The sequence below is a fragment of the Streptomyces sp. WM4235 genome (genome assembly GCF_001279725.1).
Lineage (GTDB): Bacteria > Actinomycetota > Actinomycetes > Streptomycetales > Streptomycetaceae > Streptomyces.
This window is the reverse complement of sequence record NZ_LGDE01000424.1, coordinates 33007-57527: the sequence shown is the minus strand read 5'-3', so window position 1 is coordinate 57527 and position 24521 is coordinate 33007. Positions and strand designations below refer to the sequence as shown.

General features: G+C 72.7%; 21 protein-coding genes and 2 pseudogenes. 18 read left to right on the top strand and 5 right to left on the bottom strand.

What is annotated here, in order from left to right:
- Positions 1 to 196: 196 nt before the first annotated feature.
- Positions 197 to 463, bottom strand: coding sequence for a 30S ribosomal protein S20 (rpsT, locus tag ADK55_RS24820; protein WP_053681998.1), 267 nt, complete (start codon positions 461 to 463; stop codon positions 197 to 199).
- Positions 464 to 657: 194 nt separating this feature from the next.
- Here rpsT and lepA point away from each other — a divergent pair, with 194 nt between their 5' ends.
- The 3 genes and pseudogenes from lepA to hemW all read left to right on the top strand — a co-directional run bounded on the left by lepA (position 658) and on the right by hemW (position 5981).
- Positions 658 to 2520, top strand: coding sequence for a translation elongation factor 4 (lepA, locus tag ADK55_RS24815; protein WP_053681997.1), 1863 nt, complete (start codon positions 658 to 660; stop codon positions 2518 to 2520).
- A gap of 273 nt (positions 2521 to 2793) precedes the next feature.
- A pseudogene (locus ADK55_RS24810) lies at positions 2794 to 4669 on the top strand (AMP-dependent synthetase/ligase).
- 79 nt (positions 4670 to 4748) lie between these two features.
- A complete protein-coding gene (gene hemW / locus ADK55_RS24805) occupies positions 4749 to 5981 on the top strand; it encodes a radical SAM family heme chaperone HemW (RefSeq protein WP_053681996.1) in 1233 nt (410 codons plus the stop codon).
- Between the two features lie 35 nt (positions 5982 to 6016).
- Here hemW and ADK55_RS24800 read toward each other — a convergent pair whose 3' ends face one another.
- Together ADK55_RS24800 and ADK55_RS24795 are read right to left on the bottom strand one after the other, a co-directional pair.
- Positions 6017 to 6814 carry a DUF3097 domain-containing protein gene (locus ADK55_RS24800; protein ID WP_053681995.1) on the bottom strand — a complete coding sequence of 266 codons (798 nt, stop codon included), beginning with the start codon at positions 6812 to 6814 and terminating at the stop codon, positions 6017 to 6019.
- A gap of 27 nt (positions 6815 to 6841) precedes the next feature.
- Complete coding sequence (locus ADK55_RS24795; protein WP_053681994.1) at positions 6842 to 7573, bottom strand: MBL fold metallo-hydrolase; 732 nt, start codon at positions 7571 to 7573, stop codon at positions 6842 to 6844.
- A 162-nt stretch (positions 7574 to 7735) separates the two neighbouring features.
- Here ADK55_RS24795 and hrcA point away from each other — a divergent pair, with 162 nt between their 5' ends.
- The 6 genes from hrcA (at position 7736) to ADK55_RS24765 (ending at position 13244) form a co-directional block, all read left to right on the top strand.
- Complete coding sequence (gene hrcA / locus ADK55_RS24790; protein ID WP_053681993.1) at positions 7736 to 8752, top strand: heat-inducible transcriptional repressor HrcA; 1017 nt, start codon at positions 7736 to 7738, stop codon at positions 8750 to 8752.
- A complete protein-coding gene (dnaJ, locus tag ADK55_RS24785) occupies positions 8753 to 9889 on the top strand; it encodes a molecular chaperone DnaJ (RefSeq protein ID WP_053681992.1) in 1137 nt (378 codons plus the stop codon).
- A gap of 168 nt (positions 9890 to 10057) precedes the next feature.
- On the top strand, positions 10058 to 11149 hold the full coding sequence (locus tag ADK55_RS24780; protein WP_053681991.1) for a nitronate monooxygenase: 1092 nt from the start codon (positions 10058 to 10060) through the stop codon (positions 11147 to 11149).
- Positions 11146 to 11889 (top strand): 16S rRNA (uracil(1498)-N(3))-methyltransferase, encoded by a 744-nt coding sequence (locus tag ADK55_RS24775; RefSeq protein WP_053681990.1) that lies wholly within the window; start codon positions 11146 to 11148, stop codon positions 11887 to 11889. The genes ADK55_RS24780 and ADK55_RS24775 overlap by 4 nt, the downstream gene beginning before the upstream one ends.
- Positions 11890 to 11975: 86 nt before the next feature.
- Positions 11976 to 12335, top strand: a complete 360-nt coding sequence (locus ADK55_RS24770) for a histidine triad nucleotide-binding protein (protein ID WP_053681989.1) — start codon at positions 11976 to 11978, stop codon at positions 12333 to 12335.
- A gap of 3 nt (positions 12336 to 12338) precedes the next feature.
- Positions 12339 to 13244, top strand: a complete 906-nt coding sequence (locus ADK55_RS24765; protein ID WP_053681988.1) for a ribonuclease Z — start codon at positions 12339 to 12341, stop codon at positions 13242 to 13244.
- Positions 13245 to 13255: 11 nt separating this feature from the next.
- Here the strand turns inward: ADK55_RS24765 and ADK55_RS24760 are convergent, their stop codons facing one another.
- Positions 13256 to 14632, bottom strand: a complete 1377-nt coding sequence (locus ADK55_RS24760; RefSeq protein ID WP_234350225.1) for an MFS transporter — start codon at positions 14630 to 14632, stop codon at positions 13256 to 13258.
- A 275-nt stretch (positions 14633 to 14907) separates the two neighbouring features.
- On the opposite strand from ADK55_RS24760, the gene ADK55_RS24755 reads away from it, so the two are divergent.
- The 6 genes from ADK55_RS24755 to ADK55_RS24730 all read left to right on the top strand — a co-directional run bounded on the left by ADK55_RS24755 (position 14908) and on the right by ADK55_RS24730 (position 19864).
- Positions 14908 to 15972 carry a carbohydrate kinase family protein gene (locus ADK55_RS24755; protein WP_053681987.1) on the top strand — a complete coding sequence of 355 codons (1065 nt, stop codon included), beginning with the start codon at positions 14908 to 14910 and terminating at the stop codon, positions 15970 to 15972.
- A 164-nt stretch (positions 15973 to 16136) separates the two neighbouring features.
- Complete coding sequence (locus tag ADK55_RS24750; RefSeq protein WP_053681986.1) at positions 16137 to 17189, top strand: PhoH family protein; 1053 nt, start codon at positions 16137 to 16139, stop codon at positions 17187 to 17189.
- A gap of 13 nt (positions 17190 to 17202) precedes the next feature.
- A complete protein-coding gene (ybeY, locus tag ADK55_RS24745) occupies positions 17203 to 17700 on the top strand; it encodes an rRNA maturation RNase YbeY (RefSeq protein ID WP_053681985.1) in 498 nt (165 codons plus the stop codon).
- Complete coding sequence (locus ADK55_RS24740; protein WP_053681984.1) at positions 17697 to 19010, top strand: hemolysin family protein; 1314 nt, start codon at positions 17697 to 17699, stop codon at positions 19008 to 19010. The genes ybeY and ADK55_RS24740 overlap by 4 nt, the downstream gene beginning before the upstream one ends.
- Positions 19007 to 19360 carry an MmcQ/YjbR family DNA-binding protein gene (locus ADK55_RS24735; RefSeq protein ID WP_053681983.1) on the top strand — a complete coding sequence of 118 codons (354 nt, stop codon included), beginning with the start codon at positions 19007 to 19009 and terminating at the stop codon, positions 19358 to 19360. The genes ADK55_RS24740 and ADK55_RS24735 overlap by 4 nt, the downstream gene beginning before the upstream one ends.
- A 141-nt stretch (positions 19361 to 19501) precedes the next feature.
- Positions 19502 to 19864 (top strand): cytidine deaminase, encoded by a 363-nt coding sequence (locus tag ADK55_RS24730; RefSeq protein WP_053681982.1) that lies wholly within the window; start codon positions 19502 to 19504, stop codon positions 19862 to 19864.
- Positions 19865 to 19937: 73 nt separating this feature from the next.
- On the opposite strand, the gene ADK55_RS24725 is transcribed toward ADK55_RS24730, so the two are convergent.
- Complete coding sequence (locus ADK55_RS24725) at positions 19938 to 21248, bottom strand: MFS transporter (RefSeq protein WP_053681981.1); 1311 nt, start codon at positions 21246 to 21248, stop codon at positions 19938 to 19940.
- A gap of 70 nt (positions 21249 to 21318) precedes the next feature.
- Here ADK55_RS24725 and ADK55_RS24720 point away from each other — a divergent pair, with 70 nt between their 5' ends.
- From ADK55_RS24720 to ADK55_RS40085, 3 genes and pseudogenes are all read left to right on the top strand, one after another.
- Positions 21319 to 22404, top strand: a complete 1086-nt coding sequence (locus ADK55_RS24720) for a GlxA family transcriptional regulator (RefSeq protein WP_078999359.1) — start codon at positions 21319 to 21321, stop codon at positions 22402 to 22404.
- A 78-nt stretch (positions 22405 to 22482) separates the two neighbouring features.
- Positions 22483 to 23874, top strand: a complete 1392-nt coding sequence (locus ADK55_RS24715; RefSeq protein ID WP_053681980.1) for a beta-xylosidase — start codon at positions 22483 to 22485, stop codon at positions 23872 to 23874.
- Positions 23871 to 24293: pseudogene (locus ADK55_RS40085) on the top strand (WxL protein peptidoglycan domain-containing protein); the annotation flags it as partial. The gene ADK55_RS24715 and the pseudogene ADK55_RS40085, both read left to right, overlap by 4 nt.
- Positions 24294 to 24521: the final 228 nt, after the last annotated feature.

The following is a 24521-nucleotide window of genomic DNA, read 5'->3' as shown; positions in this document are numbered from 1 at the left end:
CGCCCCGCCCCCGCACCCCGCCCCCGGCAAAGGCGAAGGCCCCGGCGGCACCCTGGGGAAGGGTGGCCGTCGGGGCCTTCGGTGGTTCTGGTTGCGCCGCACCCGCGTGGCGAACGCTTCGCGTGCGGCGCGGAGTGCCGGTCAGGAGCGGGAGAGAGGGCCCGCTGCGTTCCTACCCGGCGATCACATCAGGAGCTCAGCCCTGGAGGGAGGCAACCTTGATCGCCAGCGCCGACTTCTTGTTGGCGGCGGCGTTCTTGTGGATGACACCCTTCGAGACAGCCTTGTCGAGCGCACGCGAAGCGTCGCGGGAAGCCAGGGTGGCCTTCTCGACGTCGCCCGCGGCCACGGCCTCGCGGGCCTTGCGGATCGCGGTCTTGAGCGAGGACTTGACGGCCTTGTTGCGCAGGCGCGCCTTCTCGTTCGTCTTGTTCCGCTTGATCTGGGACTTGATGTTCGCCACGAAAGAGCCTTTGCAGGTTCAGAGTTTGATCTTCGGATTGCGTCCCGAACAGCTTGAGGCCATACGAGACACAGCTGCTCAGGCTACCAGGCACGCTCCGGGCGGCCCAAACCGGTCGCATGCCCCCGTCCATGGGACCATGGAGCGTATATAGAGACGACTTCCCGACTGCGACCCGAGAATCAGGACACTGCGTGCCCGCGATCCCCAGCCACGTGCCCGAGCCGAGCCGTACCGACCCGGCGCTGATCCGCAATTTCTGCATCATCGCGCACATCGACCACGGCAAGTCGACGCTTGCCGACCGGATGCTCCAGCTCACCGGTGTGGTGGACTCGCGGCAGATGCGCGCCCAGTACCTCGACCGCATGGACATCGAGCGTGAGCGCGGCATCACGATCAAGTCCCAGGCGGTCCGTCTGCCCTGGGCCCCGAACACGGGCGAGGACGAGGGCAAGACCCACGTCCTCAACATGATCGACACCCCGGGGCACGTCGACTTCACCTACGAGGTCTCGCGCTCCCTCGCCGCCTGCGAGGGCACGGTCCTGCTCGTGGACGCCGCGCAGGGCATCGAGGCCCAGACCCTCGCCAACCTGTACCTGGCGATGGAGAAGGACCTCGCGATCGTCCCCGTGCTGAACAAGATCGACCTGCCGGCCGCCCAGCCGGAGAAGTTCGCCGAGGAGCTCGCGAACCTGGTCGGCTGCCAGCCCGAGGACGTGCTGCGGGTCTCCGCGAAGACCGGTCTCGGCGTGGACGCGCTGCTCGACAAGATCGTCGCCACGGTTCCGGCCCCGGTCGGTCCCAAGGACGCCCCCGCCCGCGCGATGATCTTCGACTCGGTCTACGACTCGTACCGCGGTGTCGTCACCTACGTGCGTGTCGTGGACGGTCAGCTCAACAAGCGCGAGCGCATCCGGATGATGTCCACCGGCGCGACCCACGAGCTGTTGGAGATCGGCGTCTCCTCCCCGGAGATGACCCCCTCCGACGGCATCGGCGTCGGCGAGGTCGGCTACATCATCACCGGCGTGAAGGACGTCCGTCAGTCCAAGGTCGGTGACACCATCACCAGCCTGCACAACGGCGCGACCGAGGCCCTCGGCGGCTACAAGGACCCGCGTCCGATGGTCTTCTCGGGCCTGTACCCGCTCGACGGTTCGGACTACCCCGACCTGCGCGAGGCCCTCGACAAGCTCCAGCTCAACGACGCCGCGCTCGTCTACGAGCCGGAGACCTCGGCGGCGCTGGGCTTCGGCTTCCGCGTGGGCTTCCTCGGCCTGCTGCACCTGGACGTGGTCCGCGAGCGCCTGGAGCGCGAGTTCGGCCTCGACCTGATCGCCACCGCGCCCAACGTGATCTACCGCGTCGTCCTGGAGGACGGCAAGGAGGTCAACGTCACCAACCCGAGCGAGTTCCCCGAGGGCAAGATCTCGGACGTGTTCGAGCCGGTCGTGCGGGCCACCCTGCTCGCGCCCTCCGAGTTCATCGGCGCGATCATGGAGCTCTGCCAGCAGCGCCGCGGCACGCTCCTCGGGATGGACTACCTCTCCGAGGACCGGGTCGAGATCCGCTACACGCTCCCTCTCGCGGAGATCGTGTTCGACTTCTTCGACCAGCTGAAGTCCAAGACGCGCGGTTACGCCTCCCTCGACTACGAGCCCACCGGCGAGCAGGCCTCCGGGCTGGTCAAGGTCGACATCCTGCTGCACGGCGACAAGGTCGACGCCTTCTCCGCCGTCACGCACAAGGACGCGGCCTACGCCTACGGCGTGCGCCTGGTCGCGAAGCTGCGCGAGCTCATCCCGCGCCAGGCCTTCGAGATCCCGATCCAGGCGGCCGTCGGCTCCCGCGTCATCGCCCGCGAGACCATCCGCGCCATCCGCAAGGACGTCCTCGCCAAGTGCTACGGCGGTGACATCTCCCGTAAGCGGAAGCTGCTGGAGAAGCAGAAGGAAGGCAAGAAGCGGATGAAGATGGTCGGCTCCGTGGAGGTCCCGCAGGAGGCCTTCATCGCCGTCCTCTCCAGCGACGAGTCCGGCAAGAAGAAGTAGCGGACGCCGGACGGGTGTAAAGGGCAGGTCAAGAAGCGCGCCTGTCCCATGTCGTGAGGAACGGGCCCACATGCATCCGCATGGGGGCCCGTTTCGTTATGAAGCGGCTGCTCGCCGCCTCTTACGCGCCGGGCGGGCGGCCTCTAGTCTGATCACTGCTTGATGGTTACTCGCCAGTCACAAACTCGCCAGCCGTAACGCGCAGGTCCCCACCCGCCCGTCCCAAGCGCCCCACGCCCACGCACTGCCGCGTGGACCGGTCCGGAGGATGTCGTGAGCGACACACAGACCTTGATCGAGAACCGCCCGCCCACCGTGGCGGCCCTCTTCCTTGAGCGCGTCGCGGCCACGCCGAACGCCGAGGCCTACCGCTATCCGGTCCCCGCGGCCGGCGGCTCGGGGGGCCCCGACGACTGGAAGTCGCTCAGCTGGGGGCAGGCGGCCGAGCGGGTGTTCGCCATCGCCGCCGGCCTCGCGGACCTCGGACTCCAGTCGGAGGACCGGGTCGCGCTCGCCTCCAACACCCGGGTCGAATGGATCCTGGCCGACCTCGGCGTGATGTGCGCCGGCGCCGCGACCACCACGATCTACCCGAGCACCAACGGCGAGGAGTCGGCGTTCATCCTGGCCGACTCCGAGAGCCGGGTGCTGATCGCCGAGGACGCCAAGCAGCTGGCCAAGGCCCGCGCCCCGCCTCGCCCACGTGGTGGTGCTGGAGGCGGAGGACGCGGTCGCGCACGAGAGCGACCCCGAGGGCTGGGTGCTCTCCCTCGCCGACCTGGAGGCGCGCGGCAAGGAGTACCTCGCCAAGCACCCCGAGGCGATCAAGGAGCGGATCGCGGCGATCACCGCCGACCAGCTCGCCACCCTGATCTACACCTCCGGCACCACCGGCCGCCCCAAGGGCGTGCGGCTGCCGCACGACAACTGGTCGTACATGGCCAAGGCCACCGTCGCGACCGGCATGATCAACTCGGACGACGTCCAGTACCTGTGGCTGCCGCTCGCGCACGTCTTCGGCAAGGTGCTGACCTCCGGCCAGATCGAGGTCGGCCACGTCACCGCCATCGACGGCCGGATCGACAAGATCATCGAGAACCTGCCGATCGTGCAGCCGACCTACATGGCCGCCGTTCCGCGCATCTTCGAGAAGGTCTACAACGGCGCCGCCGGCAAGGCGCGCGCCGCCGGCGGGGCCAAGTACAAGATCTTCAAGTGGGCGGCCGGCGTCGCCCGCGAGTACGCCAAGGTCAGCCAGGACAACTTCCGGCGCACCGGCAACGCGTCCGTCCCCCTCGGCCTCGCCACCCGCCACAAGGTCGCCGACGCGCTCGTCTACTCCAAGCTCCGCGACGCCTTCGGCGGAAAGCTGCGCGCCGCGATCTCCGGCTCCGCGGCCCTCGCCCCCGACATCGGCTACTTCTTCGCCGGCGCCGGCATCCACATCCTGGAGGGCTACGGCCTCACGGAGTCCAGCGCGGCCTCCTTCGTCAACCCCGGCGAGGCCTACCGCACCGGCACCGTTGGCAAGCCGCTCCCCGGCACCGAGGTCCGCATCGCCGACGACGGCGAGATCCTGCTGCGCGGCCCCGGGATCATGCAGGGCTACCACGGGCTGCCGGACAAGACCGCCGAGGTGCTGGAGGCCGACGGCTGGCTGCACACCGGCGACATCGGCGAGCTCTCCCCGGACGGCTTCCTGCGCATCACCGACCGCAAGAAGGACCTGATCAAGACCTCGGGCGGCAAGTACGTCGCCCCGGCCGAGATCGAGGGCCGGTTCAAGGCGATCTGCCCGTACGTCTCCAGCATCGTGGTGCACGGCGCCGACCGGAACTTCTGCTCCGCGCTGATCGCCCTGGACGGGCCCGCCATCCTGACCTGGGCCGCCGACCACGGCCTTGAGGGCAAGACGTACGCCGAGGTCGTGGCCGCGCCCGAGACGGTACGGCTCGTCGAGACCTACGTGCAGACCCTCAACGAGGGCCTCCAGCGTTGGCAGACGGTCAAGCAGTTCCGGCTGCTGCCCCGCGACCTCGACGTCGAGCACGGCGACCTCACCCCGAGCCTCAAGCTCAAGAGGCCGGTCGTGGAGCGAGAGTTCAAGTACCTCATCGACGAGATGTACGCGGGCTCGAACGAGGCGTGACCCCTGGCGGCCCGAGCCTCCGGGTCGGCCGCGGTCGCGGAGCGTAAACGACCTTCGGGCGGTGCGGGACAATGGGCTCATGCCTTCCGCACTGCCCGACGGTGAACCCATGCCCGAAGACGGCTCGCTGCCGTCGCACGCCCTGGCGGGTGCCGGCGAGCGGCCGCTCGGCTTCTACCTGCACGTCCCCTACTGCGCGACGCGCTGCGGGTACTGCGACTTCAACACCTACACGGCCACCGAGCTGCGGGGTACCGGTGGCGTGCTCGCCTCCCGCGAGAACTACGCCGACACCCTGATCGACGAGGTCAGGCTGGCGCGCAAGGTCCTCGGGGACGACCCGCGGGCCGTGCGCACCGTGTTCGTGGGCGGCGGCACGCCCACCCTGCTGCCCGCCGGGGACCTCGTGCGGATGCTCGGGGCGATCCGGGACGAGTTCGGATTGGCCGAGGACGCCGAGATCACCACCGAGGCCAACCCGGAGTCGGTGGACCCGCGGTACCTCGCGGAACTGCGCGCGGGCGGCTTCAACCGGGTCTCCTTCGGCATGCAGAGCGCCAAACAGCACGTCCTGAAGGTGCTCGACCGCACCCACACGCCGGGGCGCCCCGAGGCGTGCGTGGCGGAGGCGCGGGCGGCCGGCTTCGAGCACGTGAACCTCGACCTGATCTACGGCACGCCCGGCGAGTCCGACGAGGACTGGCGGGCCACGCTGGCGGCCGCGCTGGGGGCCGGTCCGGACCACGTCAGCGCCTACGCGCTGATCGTGGAGGAGGGCACGCAGCTGGCCCGGCGGATCCGTCGCGGCGAGGTCCCGATGACGGACGACGACGTGCACGCCGACCGGTACCTGATCGCCGACTCGGTGATGGCCGAGGCCGGCTACTCCTGGTACGAGGTGTCGAACTGGGCGACCTCCGAGGCCGGGCGCTGCCTGCACAACGAGCTGTACTGGCGCGGCGCCGACTGGTGGGGGGCCGGCCCCGGCGCCCACTCGCACGTGGGCGGGGTGCGCTGGTGGAACGTGAAGCACCCCGGCGCCTACGCCGCGGCGCTGGCCGAGGGCCGCTCCCCGGGCGCGGGCAGGGAACTCCTGTCGGACGAGGACCGGCGCGTCGAGCGGATCCTGCTGGAGCTGCGGCTCGTGGACGGCGTCCCGCTGTCGCTGCTGGCCCCCGCGGGCCTGGCGGCGTCCCGACGCGCCCTGGCGGACGGACTGCTCGCCCCCGGCCCGTACGAGGCCGGGAGCGCCGTGCTGACCCTGCGGGGGCGGCTGCTGGCCGACGCGGTCGTCCGCGACCTGGTGGACTAGGGCCGGCCCAGGGCGTCCGCGGCCGTCCGGCCCCGTCAGGCGGTGACGTGGTCGATCAGGTGCTCCACCGCGCCCAGCAGGGTCGGCTCCAGATCGCGGTACGAGGTCACCTTGGACAGGATGTGCTGCCAGGCGGCGCCCGTGTTCGGCGGCCAGCCCAGCGCCCGGCAGACGCCCGTCTTCCAGTCCTCCCCGCGCGGGATCACCGGCCAGGCCGCGATGCCCAGGGCGGACGGTTTCACCGCCTGCCAGACGTCCACGTAGGGATGGCCCACGATCAGGACGTGCGCAGAGGTGACCTCGGCGGCGATCCGCGACTCCTTCGAACCCGGCACCAGGTGGTCCACCAGGACCCCCAACCGGGCGTCCGCGGCCGGCGCGAAGTCCGCCACGATCGTCGGCAGGTCGTCGATGCCCTCCAGGTACTCCACGACCACGCCCTCGATGCGCAGGTCGTCGCCCCAGACCCGCTCCACCAGCTCGGCGTCGTGGCGGCCCTCGACGTAGATCCGGCCCGCCCGGGCCACCCGGGCCCGGGCCCCGGGGACCGCGAGCGAGCCCGAGGCCGTACGGGCCGGGGCGGTCGGGGCGCGGGACGGGCGGGTCAGGGTGACGACCGCCCCGTCCAGCAGGAAGCCGCGGGGCTCCAGCGGGAACACCCGCCGCTTGCCGAAGCGGTCCTCCAGGGTCACCGTGCCGGCCTCGCAGGCCACCACGGCGCCGCAGAAGTCCGTACCGGCCACCTCGACCACCAGGTCGCGGTCCGCCGACACCTCGGGCACGGCCTTGGCGCGCTTCCACGGCGGGGTCAGGTCGGGGGAGTACTCACGCATCCGGCGACCGTACGAGAGAGCCCGGGCTCACGCCGTCGACACGCCGAACCTCGTTGCCAGTGTGTCGCGTTGCGCACGGACGAAGGCCGCGTCGACCACCGCTCCGTGACCCGGCACGTACAGTGCGTCGTCGCCGCCCAGCGAGAGCAGCCGGTCCAGGGCCGCCGGCCACTGGCCGGGCACCGCGTCCGAGCCGGCCTGGGGTTCGCCCGACTCCTCGACCAGGTCCCCGCAGAAGACGACCTCCCGTTCGCCCGGCACGAAGACCGCCAGGTCGTGCTGGGAGTGCGCGGGCCCGAGGTTCGCGAGCAGCACCTGCACGGCGCCCAGGTCCAGCGTCCGTTCGCCCGACACCGGGTGCCCCGGCGCCACGACCAGGTCGGCGGCCTCCTCGGCCTCCGCCGCGTCCAGACCCTGCGCGGTCGCGCTGTACCGCAGCTCCTCGCGGCCGGTGGGCGTCGACAGCACCTTGTCCAGGCCGACCGCGCCGAGGAACTCGGCGCCCGTGAAGGCGGAGCCACCCAGAACGTGGTCGAAATGTCCGTGCGTGAATGCGATATGGGTCACGTGCCGGCCGGTGAGCCGCTCCGCTTCGGCCCGCACCCGCGCACCCTCGCGCACGCACGAACCGGGGTCGACGAGGAGGACCGAATCGTCGCCCACCACCAGCCCCACGGTGCAGTCCCACACCGGCAGTCGACGGCGTCCGACCCGTCCGGTCAGCCGTTCCCAGCCCGCCTCTTCCCATCGCACGTCCATGCCGCGACGCTACCCTGGCGGGCCGCCCTTGCCTCCCGCGTACCACCCGGCCGTACACTGACCGGGGGATCTCTGGCACTCGAATGCGCAGAGTGCCAACAAGGCCCGCAACGGGACCGACCGACGACCGAAGACGACCGACCGCATCTGGAGGTGTGCGCGATGCTCAGCGAACGCAGACTCGAGGTGCTGCGCGCCATCGTCCAGGACTACGTCGGGACGGAGGAGCCGGTCGGCTCCAAGGCGCTCACCGAGCGGCACCGGCTCGGCGTCTCGCCCGCCACCGTGCGCAACGACATGGCGCTGCTGGAGGACGAGGGCTACATCGCCCAGCCCCACACCAGCGCCGGTCGGATCCCCACCGACAAGGGTTACCGGCTCTTCGTGGACAAGCTGGCGGGGGTCAAACCGCTGTCCACGCCGGAGCGGCGGGCCATCCAGAACTTCCTCGACGGCGCCGTCGACCTCGACGACGTCGTGGGGCGCACCGTACGGCTGCTCGCGCAGCTCACCCGGCAGGTGGCCGTGGTGCAGTACCCGTCGCTGACCCGTTCCACCGTCCGGCACGTCGAGCTGCTGTCGTTGGCGCCCGCGCGCCTGATGCTCGTGTTGATCACGGACACCGGGCGGGTCGAGCAGCGGCTGGTCGACTGCCAGACGCCCTTCGGGGAGACCTCGCTCGCCGACCTGCGGGCGCGGCTCAACAGCCGGGTGGTCGGCCGTCGGTTCACCGACGTGCCGCCGCTGGTACAGGACCTTCCGGAGTCCTTCGAGACCGAGGACCGGGCGACGGTCAAGGCCGTCCTCGACACCCTTCTCGAAACGCTCGTGGAGGAGGCGGAGGAGCGGCTGATGATCGGCGGCACCGCCAACCTCACACGGTTCGGACATGACTTTCCCCTGACGATCAGGCCGGTGCTCGAGGCGCTGGAGGAGCAGGTCGTGCTCCTCAAGCTGCTGGGCGAGGCCAACGAGTCGGGGATGGCCGTGAAGATCGGGCATGAGAATGCCTACGAGGGACTGAACTCCACGTCCGTCGTCTCGGTCGGCTACGGTTCGGGCGGCGAAGCAGTCGCCAAACTCGGCGTGGTCGGACCGACCCGCATGGACTACCCCGGAACGATGGGAGCGGTACGCGCAGTGGCACGTTACGTCGGACAGATCCTGGCGGAGTCGTAAGTGGCCACGGACTACTACGCCGTTCTCGGCGTGCGCCGCGACGCATCGCAGGACGAGATCAAGAAGGCCTTCCGTCGCCTCGCCCGCGAACTCCACCCGGACGTGAATCCGGACCCGAAGACGCAGGAGCGCTTCAAGGAGATCAACGCGGCCTACGAGGTGCTCTCGGACCCGCAGAAGAAGCAGGTCTACGACCTCGGCGGCGACCCGCTGTCCTCCTCGGGCGGCGGCGGCGCGGGCGGATTCGGGGCGGGTGGCTTCGGCAACTTCTCCGACATCATGGACGCCTTCTTCGGCCAGTCCCAGCAGCGCGGACCGCGCTCGCGGACCCGCCGCGGCCAGGACGCCATGATCCGCCTCGACCTGGAACTGGACGAGGCGGCCTTCGGGACGACCAAGGACATCCAGGTCGACACGGCCGTGGTCTGCACGACCTGCTCCGGTGAGGGCGCCGCCCCCGGCACCTCGGCGCAGACGTGTGACATGTGTCGCGGTCGCGGCGAGGTCTCACAGGTCACCCGGTCCTTCCTGGGCCAGGTCATGACCTCGCGACCCTGCCCGCAGTGTCAGGGCTTCGGCACCGTGGTCCCCACCCCGTGCCCCGAGTGCGCGGGCGACGGCCGGGTGCGGTCCCGCCGCAGCCTCACGGTCAAGATCCCCGCCGGTGTCGAGAACGGCACCCGCATCCAGCTCGCGGGCGAAGGCGAGGTCGGCCCCGGCGGCGGCCCCGCCGGCGACCTGTACGTGGAGATCCACGAGCTGCCGCACCCGACCTTCCAGCGGCGCGGGGACGACCTGCACTGCACGGTCACCCTCCCCATGACGGCGGCGGCCCTGGGCACCAAATGCCCGCTGGAGACGCTGGACGGCCTGGAGGAGATCGACATCCGGCCCGGCACCGGCTCCGGGCAGGCGATCCCGCTGCACGGGCGCGGCGTCACGCACCTGCGCGGCGGCGGGCGCGGCGACCTGATCGTCCACGTCGAGGTCACCACCCCCGGCAAGCTGGACGCCCAGCAGGAGGAACTGCTGCGCCAGCTCGCGAAGCTGCGCGGCGAGGAGCGGCCGATGGGCCAGTTCGCGCCGGGCCAGCAGGGTCTGTTCAGTCGCCTGAAGGACGCGTTCAACGGCCGCTGACCGGCCGCCCGCACCCTCTCGCACGAGCCCGATCCGGGGATGTCCCGGGTCGGGCTCGATGCCGTGCGGGGCGGGGCGCGACACGGGGTCGAGCGACTTCGCAGGCGGACTATGCCAGGCGAATGCGATGATTCGGCCCGGTGCGCGGGACGTGGCACGATGCAGTCCATGCCCTCCTCGCCGAACGGTCTCACCCCCTACCCGATCGTGCAGGCGCCCATGGCGGGCGGCGCCTCCTGTCCGCCGCTGGCCGCCGCCGTGTGCGAGGCGGGCGGGCTGGGCTTCCTGGCCGGCGGCTACAAGACCGCCGACGGGATGTACCAGGAGATCAAGCGGCTGCGCGCGCTCACCCGACGTCCGTTCGGCGTCAACCTCTTCATGCCGCAGACCGGCTACGTGGACCCGGCCGCGATCGAGACGTACCGGGGACAGCTCGCCGGCGAGGCCAACTGGTACGAGGTGTCGCTCGCCGAGGAGGACATCATCGGCACCTCCGACGACGGCTACGAGGCCAAGCTGGCCATCCTCGTCGAGGACCCCGTCCCCGTCGTCTCGTTCACCTTCGGCTGCCCACCCGCCACCGTCTGCGCCCGGCTGCGCGAGGCCGGCACGTACACCGTCGTCACGGTGACCTCGGTGGAGGAGGCGCGGGCCGCCGAGGCGGCGGGAGCCGACGCCGTCTGCGTCCAGGGCGTCGAGGCGGGCGGCCACCAGGGCACGCACCGCGACGACCCCGAGATCGACGGCACGGCCGGGGTCGGACTGCTCGTGCTGGTCGCCCGGGTACGGGAGGCCGTGGCCCTCCCGATCATCGCGGCGGGCGGGCTGATGCGCGGCGCGCAGGTCGCGGCGGTGCTCGCGGCGGGCGCGGAGGCGGCCCAGCTCGGCACGGCCTTCCTGGCGTGTCCGGAGTCGGGGGCGCACCCCCTGCACAAGAAGGCGCTGACGAACCCGCTCTTCCCGCACACGGAACTCACCCGAGCCTTCTCGGGCCGGCCCGCGCGGGGCCTGGTCAACCGCTTCATGCGGGAACACGGCCCGTACGCCCCGGCCGCCTACCCGCAGGTCCACCACCTGACCTCGGGCCTGCGCAAGGCGGCGGCCGCCGCCGGGGACCCGCAGGGCATGGCCCTGTGGGCGGGCCAGGGCCACCGGCTGGCGCGGACGCTGCCGGCCGGGGAGCTGACGGAGCTGCTCGCGGCCGAACTGGCCGAGGCGCAGAGCGCGTTGAAGGTGTTGCAGATGAGGAGAGCATCATGACGGCCCCCGTGTTCGTGGTCGAAGAGGTCCCCGCGGGGCCGGAGTTCACCCTGGAGGGCCCCGAGGGCCGGCACGCGGTGTCGGTCAAGCGGCTCAACCCCGGCGAGGCGGTGGTCCTCACGGACGGCCGGGGCCGCTGGGCCGACGCCGTCGTGAAGGCGGCCGAGGGCAAGGACCGCCTCGTCGTGTCCGTGTCCGGGGCCTTCGAGGAGCCGGCGCCCGCCGTCCGGATCACCGTCGTGCAGGCGCTGCCGAAGGGCGACCGGGGCGAGGTCGCCGTGGAGACCATGACCGAGACCGGCGTCGACGCGATCGTGCCCTGGCAGGCCTCGCGCTGCATCACCCAGTGGCGCGGCGACCGGGGCGCCAAGTCCCTCGCCAAGTGGCGCAACACGGCCCGGGAGGCGGGCAAGCAGTCCCGCCGGGTCAGCTTCCCGGAGGTGGCCGAGGCCCTCTCCACGAAGCAGGTGGCGGCGCTGCTCGCCGAGGCCGACCTGGCCGTGGTCCTGCACGAGGACCGGGACGCCCCGTCCGGAGCCCTGGCGACGGCCGAACTGCCCTCGTCCGGGTCCGTCGTCGTGGTCGTCGGCCCCGAGGGCGGGGTCTCCCCGGAGGAACTCGCGGCCTTCGCGGAAGCCGGCGCCCTGCCGTTCCGGCTGGGGCCCTCCGTGCTGCGCACCTCCACCGCCGGCACCGCCGCGGTCGCTGTCCTGCTGGCCCGCACGGGACGCTGGGGCTGACCGGGCCGCGCCACAAACCCCTGGCCGGGGCGCGGGCGCCGGCGGATACGATGCCGGGACCGATCACCTTCACGGGAGGCTCAGCAATGGCCGGGGAACCCCAGGCGGACTGCCTGTTCTGCAAGATCGTCGCGGGCGACATCCCGGCGACCGTCGTCCGGGAGACCGAGACGACCGTCGCCTTCCGGGACATCAGCCCGAAGGCGCCCACGCACGTGCTCGTCATCCCCAAGGTGCACTACCCCGACGCCGCCACCCTCGCGGCCGCCGAGCCGGGTGTCGCCGCCGACGTGCTGCGCGAGGCCGGTCGGGTCGCCGCGGACGAGAAGATCGACGACCAGGGCTACCGCGTCGTCTTCAACACCGGCGCCGGCGCCGGGCAGACCGTCTTCCACGCGCACGCGCACGTCCTCGGCGGCCGCGGCCTCGAGTGGCCCCCCGGATAAGCCGTGTCCGTAAGAGAGTTCGTGGTGCTGGGCACCGCCAGCCAGGTGCCCACCCGAAGCCGCAACCACAACGGCTACCTGCTGCGCTGGGACGGCGAGGGCATCCTCTTCGACCCGGGCGAGGGCACCCAGCGCCAGATGCTGCGCGCCGGGGTGGCCGCGCACGACATCAACCGGATCTGCGTCACCCACTTCCACGGTGACCACAGCCTCGGCCTGGCCGGGGTGATCCAGCGGATCAACCTCGACCGGGTTCCGCACCCGGTCACCGCGCACTACCCGGCCTCGGGGCAGAAGTTCTTCGACCGGCTCCGATACGCCACCGCCTACCGCGAGACCGTCCCGCTCCGCGAGGAACCGGTGTCCGCCGACGGGACGTTGGCGCGCGAGGCCGCGTACGCCCTGGAGGCGCGACTGCTCTCGCACCCGGTGGAGGCCTTCGGCTACCGGCTCGTCGAGCAGGACGGGCGCCGCATGGTGCCGGGGCTGCTCGCGGAACGCGGGATCAAGGGGCCGGACGTGGGCCGGCTGCTGCGCGAGGGGGAGTTGAACGGCGTCACCCTGGACGACGTCAGCGAGCACAGGCCCGGGCAGCGGTTCGCCTTCGTCATGGACACCCGGCTCTGCGAGGGCGTGTACGCGCTCGCGGAGGGCTGCGACATGCTCGTCATCGAGTCGACCTTCCTCGACGAGGACGAGCGACTCGCCACCGACCACGGCCACCTGACCGCCGGTCAGGCCGCCCGGGTGGCACGCGACGCGGGCGTCCGGCACCTGGTGCTGACGCACTTCTCGCAGCGCTACTCCGACCCGACCGAGTTCGAGCGACAGGCCCGCGCGGCCGGCTACACGGGCGAACTGACGATCGCCGCCGACCTCGTACGGGTACCGGTGCCCAAGCGGAGCTAGCAGGAGACGGCTCAGACGCGCGCCCTGTCCTCGGTCCGGGCACGGGCGCGCCGGGCCGCGGGGGAGAGCAGCAGCACTCTGCGGGGCATTCGGCGCACGGGGCGCACCGAGATCTCGGCGACCTCCAGCTCCGGAGCGCCGACCCGGGGCACCGCGCCCGTCGGGGCGCCCGCGCTCGCGGCCAGCACGGCCGCCGGCGCGCCGCCGCGGCGTCGGACCGACCCCGGCACCAGCGGGCGGCCGCCCGCGTGCAGCGCCACGGCGGTCATCGGCCAGGCCACCGCCAGCAGCAGGGCGCCCAGGATCAGACCCATGCCGGGGAAGCCGAGGGCCTCGGCGAGCAGGCTGCCGGTGACGGGTCCGCAGGCCACCCCGAGGGAGGAGGCGGAGCCGGCCAGCACCGCCCACCGGCCGCGCGGGTCCAGGGCCGCCGCCAGACCGATGACGTACGAGAGGACCACCGGGTAGAAGGCGTTCCAGAGGATCTCCCCGGCCGCGAAGCCGCCCAGGCCCCGAGCGGAGGTGGCCGCCACCACGCAGCAGGCGATCACCGCGGTGCCCGCGCCGATCGGGACGGCCCGGCCCCACCGGGAGCCGAGGGCGGAGGCGGCCGTGACGCCGACCAGGCCGGCGCCCAGCGCCGTGGCGAAGACCATGCCGAGGGTGACCTCGGACAGGCCCGCCTGCTCGGCGCCGATCCGGCCGCTGACCCCCCACAGCGAGTTCTGGGCGAGCGACCACAGCAGCAGGCCGCCCGCCAGGACCACCCCGGCGCGCGGGTAGGGAAGGCGCCCGGAGGTCCGTACGGCGGGGCCGGCGCCGGCCGGGCCGCCGAGCCGGGAGGTCGCGGGCCAGACCGCCGCGGCGACCAGCGCTATGGCCGCGAACGGCAGCCCGTGTCCGAGCAGGTCGCCGCCGAACCGGGGCAGCGTCAGGTAGAGCGCGCCCGCGGTCGCCGACACCGACAGCAGTCCGAGGGCGGAGGTGCGGTGCGGATCGCGCGTCCCGGCGATCCCGGAGGCGGCCACGGCGGTCGCCGTCCCGGAGCCGAAGCCGCCGACCACGGCGCCCACCACGACCAGGGGCAGCAGGGAGGTCGACGCCGCGGTTCCGTAGCCCGCGACGGCGAGCAGCAGCCCGAGCCGGGCCAGGGCGCGGGGCCCGTGGTGGGGGATGCGGGAGGCCAGGGTGAACCCGGCGCCGGCGGATCCGAGCAGCAGGGCCGAGCCGATCAGACCGGCCTGGGCGGGACTCAGCGGAAGGTACGCGTCGAGCCGGCCGACCACGGTCGGGAGGAGGTAGGGCGCCGCGTATCCGGCTGTGAAAAGGGCCACCAGGGGCCAGGCGGCGGGGTGCGCGGACGAGGGCGCGGGGGAGGTGATCGACACGGGTGTTTCCGTTGCTGCGCAGCTGGAACGAGGGTTCCGGAGAGTGGGCGGTGCACCTGTTTATCAAGCGCTCGACGGTCGACAGAAGAGCCACCCGGTGGTGATGTGCGTCACACTGGGGTTTGCGTCTGCCGAACCGGGGCAGGGGTCGCTGCTTTCCACCTCAAGCCGACTTGCAGAAACGACTCTTCGACACATCCACGAGACTTCGATCCGCACACGCACGAAACGGGGAGCACACCGTGACCAGTCGGGACAGCCGCATCAGCCGACCCATGAAACTGGACCCGCTCGGTCCGGTGCGGGATCCCCAAGAACCGGGCTGCGACGTCTTCCTGACGGGAACGGTCTTCCTCGACATCATCTTCACCGGCCTCGACTCCGCCCCGGTCCGCGGCACGGAATCCTGGGCGCGCGGCATGGGCTCCAGCCCCGGCGGCGTCGCCAACATGGCCGCCGCGCTCGCCCGGCTCGGCCTGCGGACCTCGCTCGCCGCCGCCTTCGGGGACGACCACTACGGCGAGTACTGCTGGGACGCGCTCGAACAGGGCGAGGGCATCGACCTGTCGATGTCCCACACCCTCCCCGGCTGGCACAGCCCCGTCACCGTCTCGATGGCGTACGAGGGCGAGCGCACGATGGTCTCCCACGGCCACGAGGCCCCGCCCCCGGCGGGCCCCGACCCCTTCCCCCTGTGCCCGCCGCGCGCCCGCGCGGCCGTGGCCTCGCTGGCACCGGGCCGGGTCGAGCCGTGGGTCGCCGAGGCGGCCCGGCAGGGCTCCCTGGTCTTCGCCGACGTGGGCTGGGACGAGAGCGGGCGGTGGGACCTGGGGGCACTGGCCGACCTGGAGCACTGCGAGGCCTTCCTGCCGAACGCGGGCGAGGCGATGCGCTACACCCGCACCGACTGTCCGCGCGCGGCGGCCCGGGCGCTGGCCGAGAAGGTGCCGCTGGCCGTGGTGACCATGGGCGCGGAGGGCTCGTACGCGGTCGACGGAAGGACCGGGGAGACGGCCGAGGTCCCGGCGATCGTCGTGGACGCGCTGGACCCGACGGGCGCCGGCGACGTGTACGTGGCGGGGTTCGTGACGGGCACCCTCGCGGAGTGGCCGCTCGTGGACCGGCTGGCCTTCGCGGGGCTGACGGCGGCCCTGTCGGTCCAGGAGTTCGGCGGCTCCCTGTCGGCCCCCGGATGGCCGGAGGTCGCGCACTGGTGGCAGACGGCCCCGGCCGAGCTGCGGGGCCGGTACGCCTTCCTGGAGGAGCTGGTCCCGTCCGGGACGACACCGGGACCGAGGCGCCGCGCGGTCCCCACGATCGGCTTCCGGCACCCGGTCTAGGCGCAGGTCGCCCCGCGCCCCGTCCGGCGCGCCCCGACGGGCCGGGACGCGTGCGGGAAAACCTCTCGGGGAAGCGGCGGTGGAGTCGTACCCTTGGTAGTCCGGTGGTCGACGACCCGAGCGACCCCTCAGTGGGAGGTATGCGCAGGCCACAGTGCCGGCCCATGACTCAGACACCGACAGCCCGCACCCCCGCGCCGGGCCAGGCGCGCGCCCACTTCACCGTTCCGGCCACCCATCCCATGGTGACCGTGCTCGGATCGGGCGACGCCCTGTTGCGCGTGATCGAGAAGGCCTTCCCGAAGGCCGACATCCATGTTCGGGGCAATCAGGTCAGCGCGATCGGCGACGCGGCGGAAGTCGCGCTGGTCCAGCGCCTGTTCGACGAGATGATGCTGGTGCTCCGCACCGGGCAGTCGATGACGGAGGACGCAGTGGAGCGCTCGATCGCCATGCTCAAGGCGAACGGCAACGGCAAGGGCGGCGCCGGGGACGAGACACCCGCCGAGGTGCTCACCCAGAACATCCTGTCCAGCCGCGGCCGGACCATCCGTCCCAAGACCCTCAATCAGAAGCGGTACGTGGACGCGATCGACAAGAACACGATCGTGTTCGGCATCGGTCCCGCGGGCACCGGCAAGACCTACCTGGCCATGGCCAAGGCGGTCCAGGCCCTGCAGTCGAAGCAGGTCAGCAGGATCATCCTGACCCGCCCCGCCGTCGAGGCGGGCGAGCGGCTCGGCTTCCTGCCGGGCACGTTGTTCGACAAGATCGACCCGTACCTGCGCCCGCTCTACGACGCGCTGCACGACATGATCGACCCGGATTCGATTCCGCGGCTCATGGCGGCCGGGACCATCGAGGTGGCACCCCTGGCCTACATGCGGGGAAGGACCCTGAATGAGGCGTTCGTGGTGCTCGACGAGGCGCAGAACACCACCACCGAGCAGATGAAGATGTTCCTGACCCGGCTCGGCTTCGACTCGAAGATCGTCGTCACCGGCGACGTGACCCAGGTCGACCTCCCGGGCGGGGCCAAGAGCGGTCTGCGTCAGGTGCAGGACATCCTGGAAGGGGTGCCGGACATCCACTTCTCGCGGCTCACGTCCGAGGATGTCGTCCGGCACAAGCTGGTCGGCCGTATCGTCGACGCGTACGAGAAGTACGACGACAGCCGGGACTCCACACAGACCCGGAACGGCTACCAGCGGAAGTAGAACCCAGCGCACCATGTCGATCGACGTCAACAACGAGTCCGGAATCGAGGTCGACGAGCAGGCGATCCTCGACATCGCCCGCTACGCGCTCGCCCGGATGAGGATCCACCCGCTGTCCGAGCTGTCCGTCATCGTCGTCGACGAGGCGGCGATGGAGCAGCTCCACATCCAGTGGATGGACCTGCCCGGACCCACCGACGTCATGTCCTTCCCGATGGACGAACTCCGTCCGCCGGCGAAGGACGACGAGGAGCCGCCGCAGGGGCTCCTCGGCGACATCGTCCTGTGTCCCGAGGTGGCCAAGCGGCAGGGCGAGGAAGCGCCGACGCGGCACTCCATGGACGAGGAGCTCGGGCTCCTGACCGTCCACGGGGTGCTGCACCTGCTCGGGTACGACCACGAGGAGCCGGACGAGAAGGCCGAGATGTTCGGCCTCCAGGCGGCCATCGTCGACGGCTGGCGCGGTGAGCGCGGCCTGACCGGTCCGTCACCCGCGCCCACCGTCTCGTGAACGCCGCCCAACTCATCACCGGCGCGGTCCTGCTGGTCGTGGTCGCCTGGTTCGCGGCGTGCGCCGAGTCCGGGATCGCCCGCATCTCCGCCTTCCGGGCCGAGCAGGCCGTACGGGAGGGGCGGCGCGGCAGCGCGAAGCTCCTCCAGGTCTCCGCCGACCCCACCCGCTACCTCAACGTGGCGCTGCTGGTGCGGGTGACCTGCGAGATGGCGGCGGGCGTGCTCGTCACGTACGTCTGCCTCGACGAGTTCGGCGACACCTGGACCGCGCTGCTCGTGGCCATCGGGGTCATGGTGCTGGTGTCGTTCGTCGCCGTGGGGGTGTCGCCGCGCACCATCGGCCGGCAGCACCCGCTGAACACGGCGACGGCGGCCGCGTACGTCCTCGTGCCGCTGGCCCGGGTCATGGGCCCGATCCCGCAGCTCCTCATCCTCATCGGCAACGCGCTCACGCCCGGGAAGGGCTTCCGCAAGGGGCCGTTCGCCTCCGAGGCCGAACTGCGGGCCATGGTGGACCTGGCGGAGAAGGAATCCCTGATCGAGGACGACGAGCGCCGCATGGTGCACCAGGTCTTCGAACTCGGGGACACCCTGGTGCGCGAGGTGATGGTGCCGCGCACGGACCTGATCTGCATCGAGCGGTACAAGACGATCCGTCAGGCGACCACGCTGGCGCTGCGGTCCGGGTTCTCGCGCATCCCGGTGACCGGGGAGAACGAGGACGACATCGTCGGGATCGTCTACCTCAAGGACCTCGTCCGCAAGACGCACATCAGCCGTGAGGCGGAGTCCGACCTGGTGTCGACGGCGATGCGGCCGGCGGTGTTCGTGCCCGACACGAAGAACGCCGGTGACCTGCTGCGCGAGATGCAGTCGGTGCGCAACCACGTGGCCGTCGTCATCGACGAGTACGGCGGTACGGCGGGCATCGTCACCATCGAGGACATCCTCGAGGAGATCGTCGGCGAGATCACCGACGAGTACGACCGGGAGCTGCCGCCCGTCGAGGACCTGGGCGAGGACCGCTACCGGGTCACGGCCCGGCTCGACATCACCGACCTCGGCGAGCTGTTCGGCGTCGAGGCCTTCGACGACGAGGACGTGGAGACGGTCGGCGGACTGCTGGCCAAGGCGCTGGGCCGGGTACCGATCACCGGCGCCTCGGCGATCGTGGACCTGCCCGAACCGGACGGGCGACCCCTGCGGTTGACGGCCGAGTCCCCGGCGGGTCGGCGGAACAAGATCGTGACGGTGCTGGTGGAGCCGGTGGTCGCGGCGGCCGGCGAGGGCGAGGAGGGCTCGGAGTGACGCCGGAGCAACTGCGGGCGTTCTGCCTGGACTTCAACGAGGCCGTGGAGGAGTTCCCCTTCACCCCCGAGACCTCGGTGTTCAAGGTGCTGGGGAAGGTGTTCGCGCTGTCGGCGCTGGGCGCCTCTCCGTTGAAGATCAACCTGAAGTGCGATCCGGACCTCGCGGTGCGGCTGCGGGTCGATCACGAGGCGATCGTGCCGGGTTGGCACATGAACAAGCGGCACTGGAACACGGTGACGGTGGGCGGGCTGCCGGATGCGATGGTCCGGGAGCTGGTGGAGGACTCGTACGACCTCGTGGTCGCCGGGCTGCCGAAGGCGGAGCGGCTGCGGCTCGACCGGCCGTGACGCGCGGCGCCGGTGCCGCGCGACGTCCTCGAAGTGCGGCGGGCGGACGCCCGGTCCGGTCCGAGGCGTCGGGGGCGTCAGGGAGAGCGCCTCGGCGGGGTCGTCGCACGGCCCGTCGAGGCGCTCCATATGCTTTCGCCCATGACCGAGAGCACCGGGAACACCGGGATCGACCCCGAGGACCAGAAGATCATCACGCTGGCGCGCAGCGCCCGCGCCCGCAACGGGGTGCCCGAGGGGGCGGCGGTCCGGGACGAGACGGGTCGTACGTACGTCGCCGGTACCGTGGACCTGGACTCCCTCAAGTTGAGCGCGCTCCAGACGGCCGTCGCCATGGCCGTGGCCAGCGGGGCGCGGTCCCTGGAGGCCGCGGCCGTGGTCAGCGCGGCCGACGCCCCGTCCGACGCCGATCGCGCCGCGGTCGGCGACCTCGGCGGCCCCGACACCCCGGTCCTCCTCGCGGCCCCGGACGGCACCCTCAGGTCCACGACCCCGGCCGGCTGAGGCCCGGGGGAGCGTCCGCCGCGTTCCCGACGTCCGCCGGGCCGGGCCGCGCCCGGTCGGCGGCACGGGACGCTCAGGCCGTGGCCGTGGTCACGGCGGGCCGGCGGCGGATGACCATCGCCATCAGCGCTGCCATCGCGCACAGGCCGCCCGAGGCGTACCAGACCAGGTCGTACGAGCCGAAGGCGTCGCGGGCCAGGCCGCCCAGGAAGGCCACCACGGCCGCGCCCACCTGGTGCGAGGCCAGGACCCAGCCGAAGACGATCGCGCCGTCCTCCCCGAACTGCTCGCGGCACAGCGCGATGGTCGGCGGGACGGTGGCGACCCAGTCCAGGCCGTAGAAGATGATGAAGAAGATCATCGGCGGGTGAATGGACGGGGCCAGCAGCATCGGCAGGAACATCAGTGAGATCCCGCGCAGGGCGTAGTACACGGCCAGCAGGCGGCGCGCCTCGAAGCGGTCGGTGAACCAGCCCGAGGCGATCGTGCCGACCACGTCGAACACGCCGATCACCGCCAGTAGCCCGGCGGCGGCCGTCACCGGCATGCCGTGGTCGTGGGCCGCCGGCACGAAGTGGGTCCGCACCAGGCCGTTCGTGGAGGCGCCGCAGATCGCGAAGGTGCCGGCCAGCAGCCAGAAGGGGCCGGTGCGGGCCGCCTTGAACAGCACCGTCAGCGCCCGGCGCGCGGCTCCGGGGACCGGGGCGGGCTTCTCCACGTACGCGCCCCCGTACGGCGCGAGGCTCACGTCCGCGGGATGGTCGCGCAGCAGCAGCCAGACGAACGGGACGACCACCAGCGCCGCGAGCGAGACCGTGACCGCCGCCGGCCGCCACCCGTGGTGCTCGACCAGCCAGGACAGCAGCGGCAGGAAGATCAGCTGACCGGACGCCCCGGCCGCGGTCAGGATGCCCGTGACGAGCCCGCGCCGGGCGGTGAACCAGCGGTTGGTGACGGTCGCCGCGAAGGCCAGCGCCATCGAGCCGCTGCCCAGGCCCACCAGCACGCCCCAGAACAGGATCAGTTGCCAGGACTCGGTCATCCAGAGCGTGGCCACGGTGCCGCCGGATATGACCAGCAGGGCGACGGCGACCACCTTGCGGATGCCGAAGCGGTCCATCAGGGCCGCCGCGAAGGGCGCGGTGAGCCCGTAGAGGGCGAGGTTCACCGAGACGGCGAGGCCGATCGTGCCGCGCGACCAGTCGAACTCCTCGTGCAACGGCTCGATGAGCAGGCCGGGCAGGGAAGCGGAGGCGGCGGCGCCGATGATCGTCACGAAGGCGACGGCCGCCGCGAACCAGGCGCGGTGCACGCGCGCCGGCTTCCGCGGGGTGGCGGGCGCGGGGGCGGGTGTGGATGCGGGGGTGGAGGCTGTCTGCGTCACGCAGTCAGCTTCCGGCCCGCGGGCGCCGCCCGATAGTGGCCTGAACGACATGCTTCGCTACGATCGGGCCATGGAGCCCCGCGCGCACCGTGTCGTCGTCCTCGCCCTGGCCGGGCTGCTGCCCTTCGAGCTCGGCATCCCGCACCGGATCTTCGGGTACGCCAAGAATCCGGCCGGGCGGCCCTTCTACGAGACCCTCACCTGCGCGCTCCGCCCCGGACCGGTCGCCACGGACGCCGACTTCGCGGTCTCCGTCGAGCACGGCCCGGAGCTGCTGGCCACCGCCGACACGGTGGTGGTGCCCGCCTCGTACGAGCTGGGGCCGGTGTACGAGGAGGGCCGGCTGACCGCGGCGCTCGGCGCGGCGCTCGGCCACATCCGACCCGGCACCCGGCTGGTGTCCATCTGCACGGGGGGCTATGTCCTCGCCGCCGGCGGGTACCTCGACGGCCGCCGGGCGACCACCCACTGGGCCTCCGCCGAGCACTTCCAGCGGCTCTTCCCGGCCGTGCGGGTCGACCCCGGCGTGCTCTACACGGATGACGGGGACGTGCTGACCTCCGCCGGGGTCGCCGCCGGCATCGACCTGTGCCTGCACATCGTGCGCCGTGACCACGGCGCGGCCGTGACCAACGAGGTGGCCCGGCGGACCGTCGTACCGCCCCACCGGAACGGCGGGCAGGCGCAGTTCATCGAACGTCCGGTCCCCGAAACGCAGTCGGCCAGTACCACGGCGGCGCGCGCCTGGGTGCTCGACCGGTTGCACGAACCGATCCGGTTGAGCGACCTGGCCCGGCAGGAGTCCATGTCGGTGCGGACGTTCACGCGCCGCTTCCGGGAGGAGTCCGGGGTCAGCCCGGGGGAGTGGATCGTCGGGCAGCGGGTGGAGCGCGCCCGGCGGCTGTTGGAGCGCACGGAACTGGCGATGGAGCAGGTGGCGCGGGAGGTGGGCTTCGGGACGGCGCAGTCGCTGCGCAAGCACGTGCAGGCGGCGTTGGGGGTGAGCCCGACGGCGTACCGGCGCACGTTCCGGGCCTCGGGCGCCCCGGTGGGGTCGGTCGCGTCCGTCGGGTCCGTCGGGTCGGTTGGCCCGGGCGGGTCGGGCACTCTCCCATCTTCTGATGGGTCATCAGTTGCTGCCGGTTCCGCGCATTGACTTCTCCCGCCGCCCGCTCGTGAATTGACCCCCTGCCGGGGCGACGGAACGCGGGCGACGGAACGCGGGGGGCGGACAGTGCGAGCAGGACGGGCGGGACGGGCCGGGGCGCGCGACAGACGGTGGGCGGCGGCCGTCGCCGTGAGCGGCGGTGTGGTGGTCCTGCTGGCCGCCACGACCGGCGGAGCGCCGGCCGCCGAGGGGGAGCCGCCGCCCCCGGGACAGGTGGAGTTCCCCACGCACTGCCTCCCGCCCCAGGAGGCCGGGCTGCCGCCCGCCGACGGGCCGACGACGGCCCGGATCAGCGTCGACGACCCCGCCCCGAAGGTCGGCGACACCGTCACCGTGACGTACCGGATCGCCGCGACCCCCGCCGTGAACCCCGTCGCGAGCGAACTGCCCGCCGATGTGGTGACCCCCACCGGGCGGATCGTGCTCGCGGGCGCGCAGAGCGGCGAGGTGACCGTGGTGGGCGTCCGACGCAACGACCCGGTGCCGCCGGGCGCGGCCCTGCCGGGCGTGACCATGACCGGGACCTTCACCGTCACCGCGCCCGGCGAGATCACCCTCGCCCCGGGCGGCTACACCCTGCACACCGGCCACCTCGCGGACCTGGACACCGCGTGCACCGCGGCCGGCGCCGCCCCCGTGTCCGAGCGCCTCACGGCCACCCCGCTGCCGACGGCCAACCTGCGCGCGCTCACGCTGGGGACGGCGTACGGGAAGCCGGGTGCGCGGGTCGCCGTCACCGGCTCCGGCTTCGCCCCGGGGGCGGCCGTCACGGTGGCGGGCCGGACCGGCGCCGCCGAGACCGCCGACCGGGTGGCCGCCACCGCCGACGAGCGGGGCGTGGTCCGGGCCGAGCTGCCGGTCACCGACAAGGGGACCACGGGCGTGGTCGCGTACGAGGGCACGGTGTGGTCGGCACAGGGCGGAACGGGGCCGGCCGCCTACACGGTGATCGAACCCGCCACGGTGGTCGAACCCGCCACGGTGGTCGACGCCGCGCCGCCCTCGCGGGGCACCCGGAAGGTGACGGCGGTCGTCGAGCCGGGCGCGCTGGCCATGACCCAGGCGGGGGAGTCCGTGACGCTCGGCGCGGTCCCGTACGGGGACGGCGGGGCGGCGGGCGGCCGGATCGGCACCGTCACCGTCGAGGACGCGCGCGGCGGCCCGGCGGGCTGGTCGCTCGTCGGCAGGGTCACCGACTTCGCGGGACCGGGCGGGGTCCGGATCCCGGGCGCCTCCCTGACGTGGACCCCGCGGTGCGTCGCGGCGGCCGGGAGTCCGAGCGCCTGTCGGGCGGGCAGCGCGGGCACGGTCGGCCCGGAGGGGGCCGTGCTGGCCTCCACGGCGGACGGCGCGCCGGCGGGCGGGACCTTCACGGTGGACGCCGGGGTGGAACTGCGCGTCCCGCCCTACACCCCGCCGGGGGCGTACACGGCCGTCCTGACGCTGACCCTGTCGTGACACGGTCGGCCACCTGGCGGCGGCTCCCCGTCGCCCTCGTCGTCGCGGGCCTCGCCTGGCTCGCCGGCGCCGGACCGGCGACGGCCGCCGACAACGGCCGGTGGTCCGTGCTCCCCGCCGCCAACACCGTCGGACAGCGCCCGTACTTCTACCTCGCGGCCGCCCCCGGCACGGTCGCCCGGGACACCGTCACCGTCGCCAACCGCACCGACCGCCCCCGCACCTTCCGGCTCTACGCCGCCGACGCCTACAACACCGCCCGCGACGGCGGCTTCGCGGTCCGCGGCCCCGACGAGCCGCGCCGCGCCACCGCCGCCTGGACCGCGCTCGCGCGGGAGCGGGTGACCGTGCCGGCCAGGGGATCGGTCGACGTCGGGTTCACCGTCACCGTCCCCGACCGGGCCGAGCCGGGGGACCACCCCGGCGCCGTCGTGGCCCTGGAGGAGGGCCCCGCCGGCGCGGGCTCCGGCATCGACGTGCGGCAGGCGGTCGCGGCCCGCCTCCACCTCCGGGTCACCGGGCCGACCGCGCCCGCCCTCGCCGTCCGGGACGTCCGGGTCGGTGGGGGCGACGGACGCGCCGAGGTCGCGTACACGCTCCAGAACCGGGGCAATGTCACCCTCCGCCCCCGCGCCGCCCTCACCGTT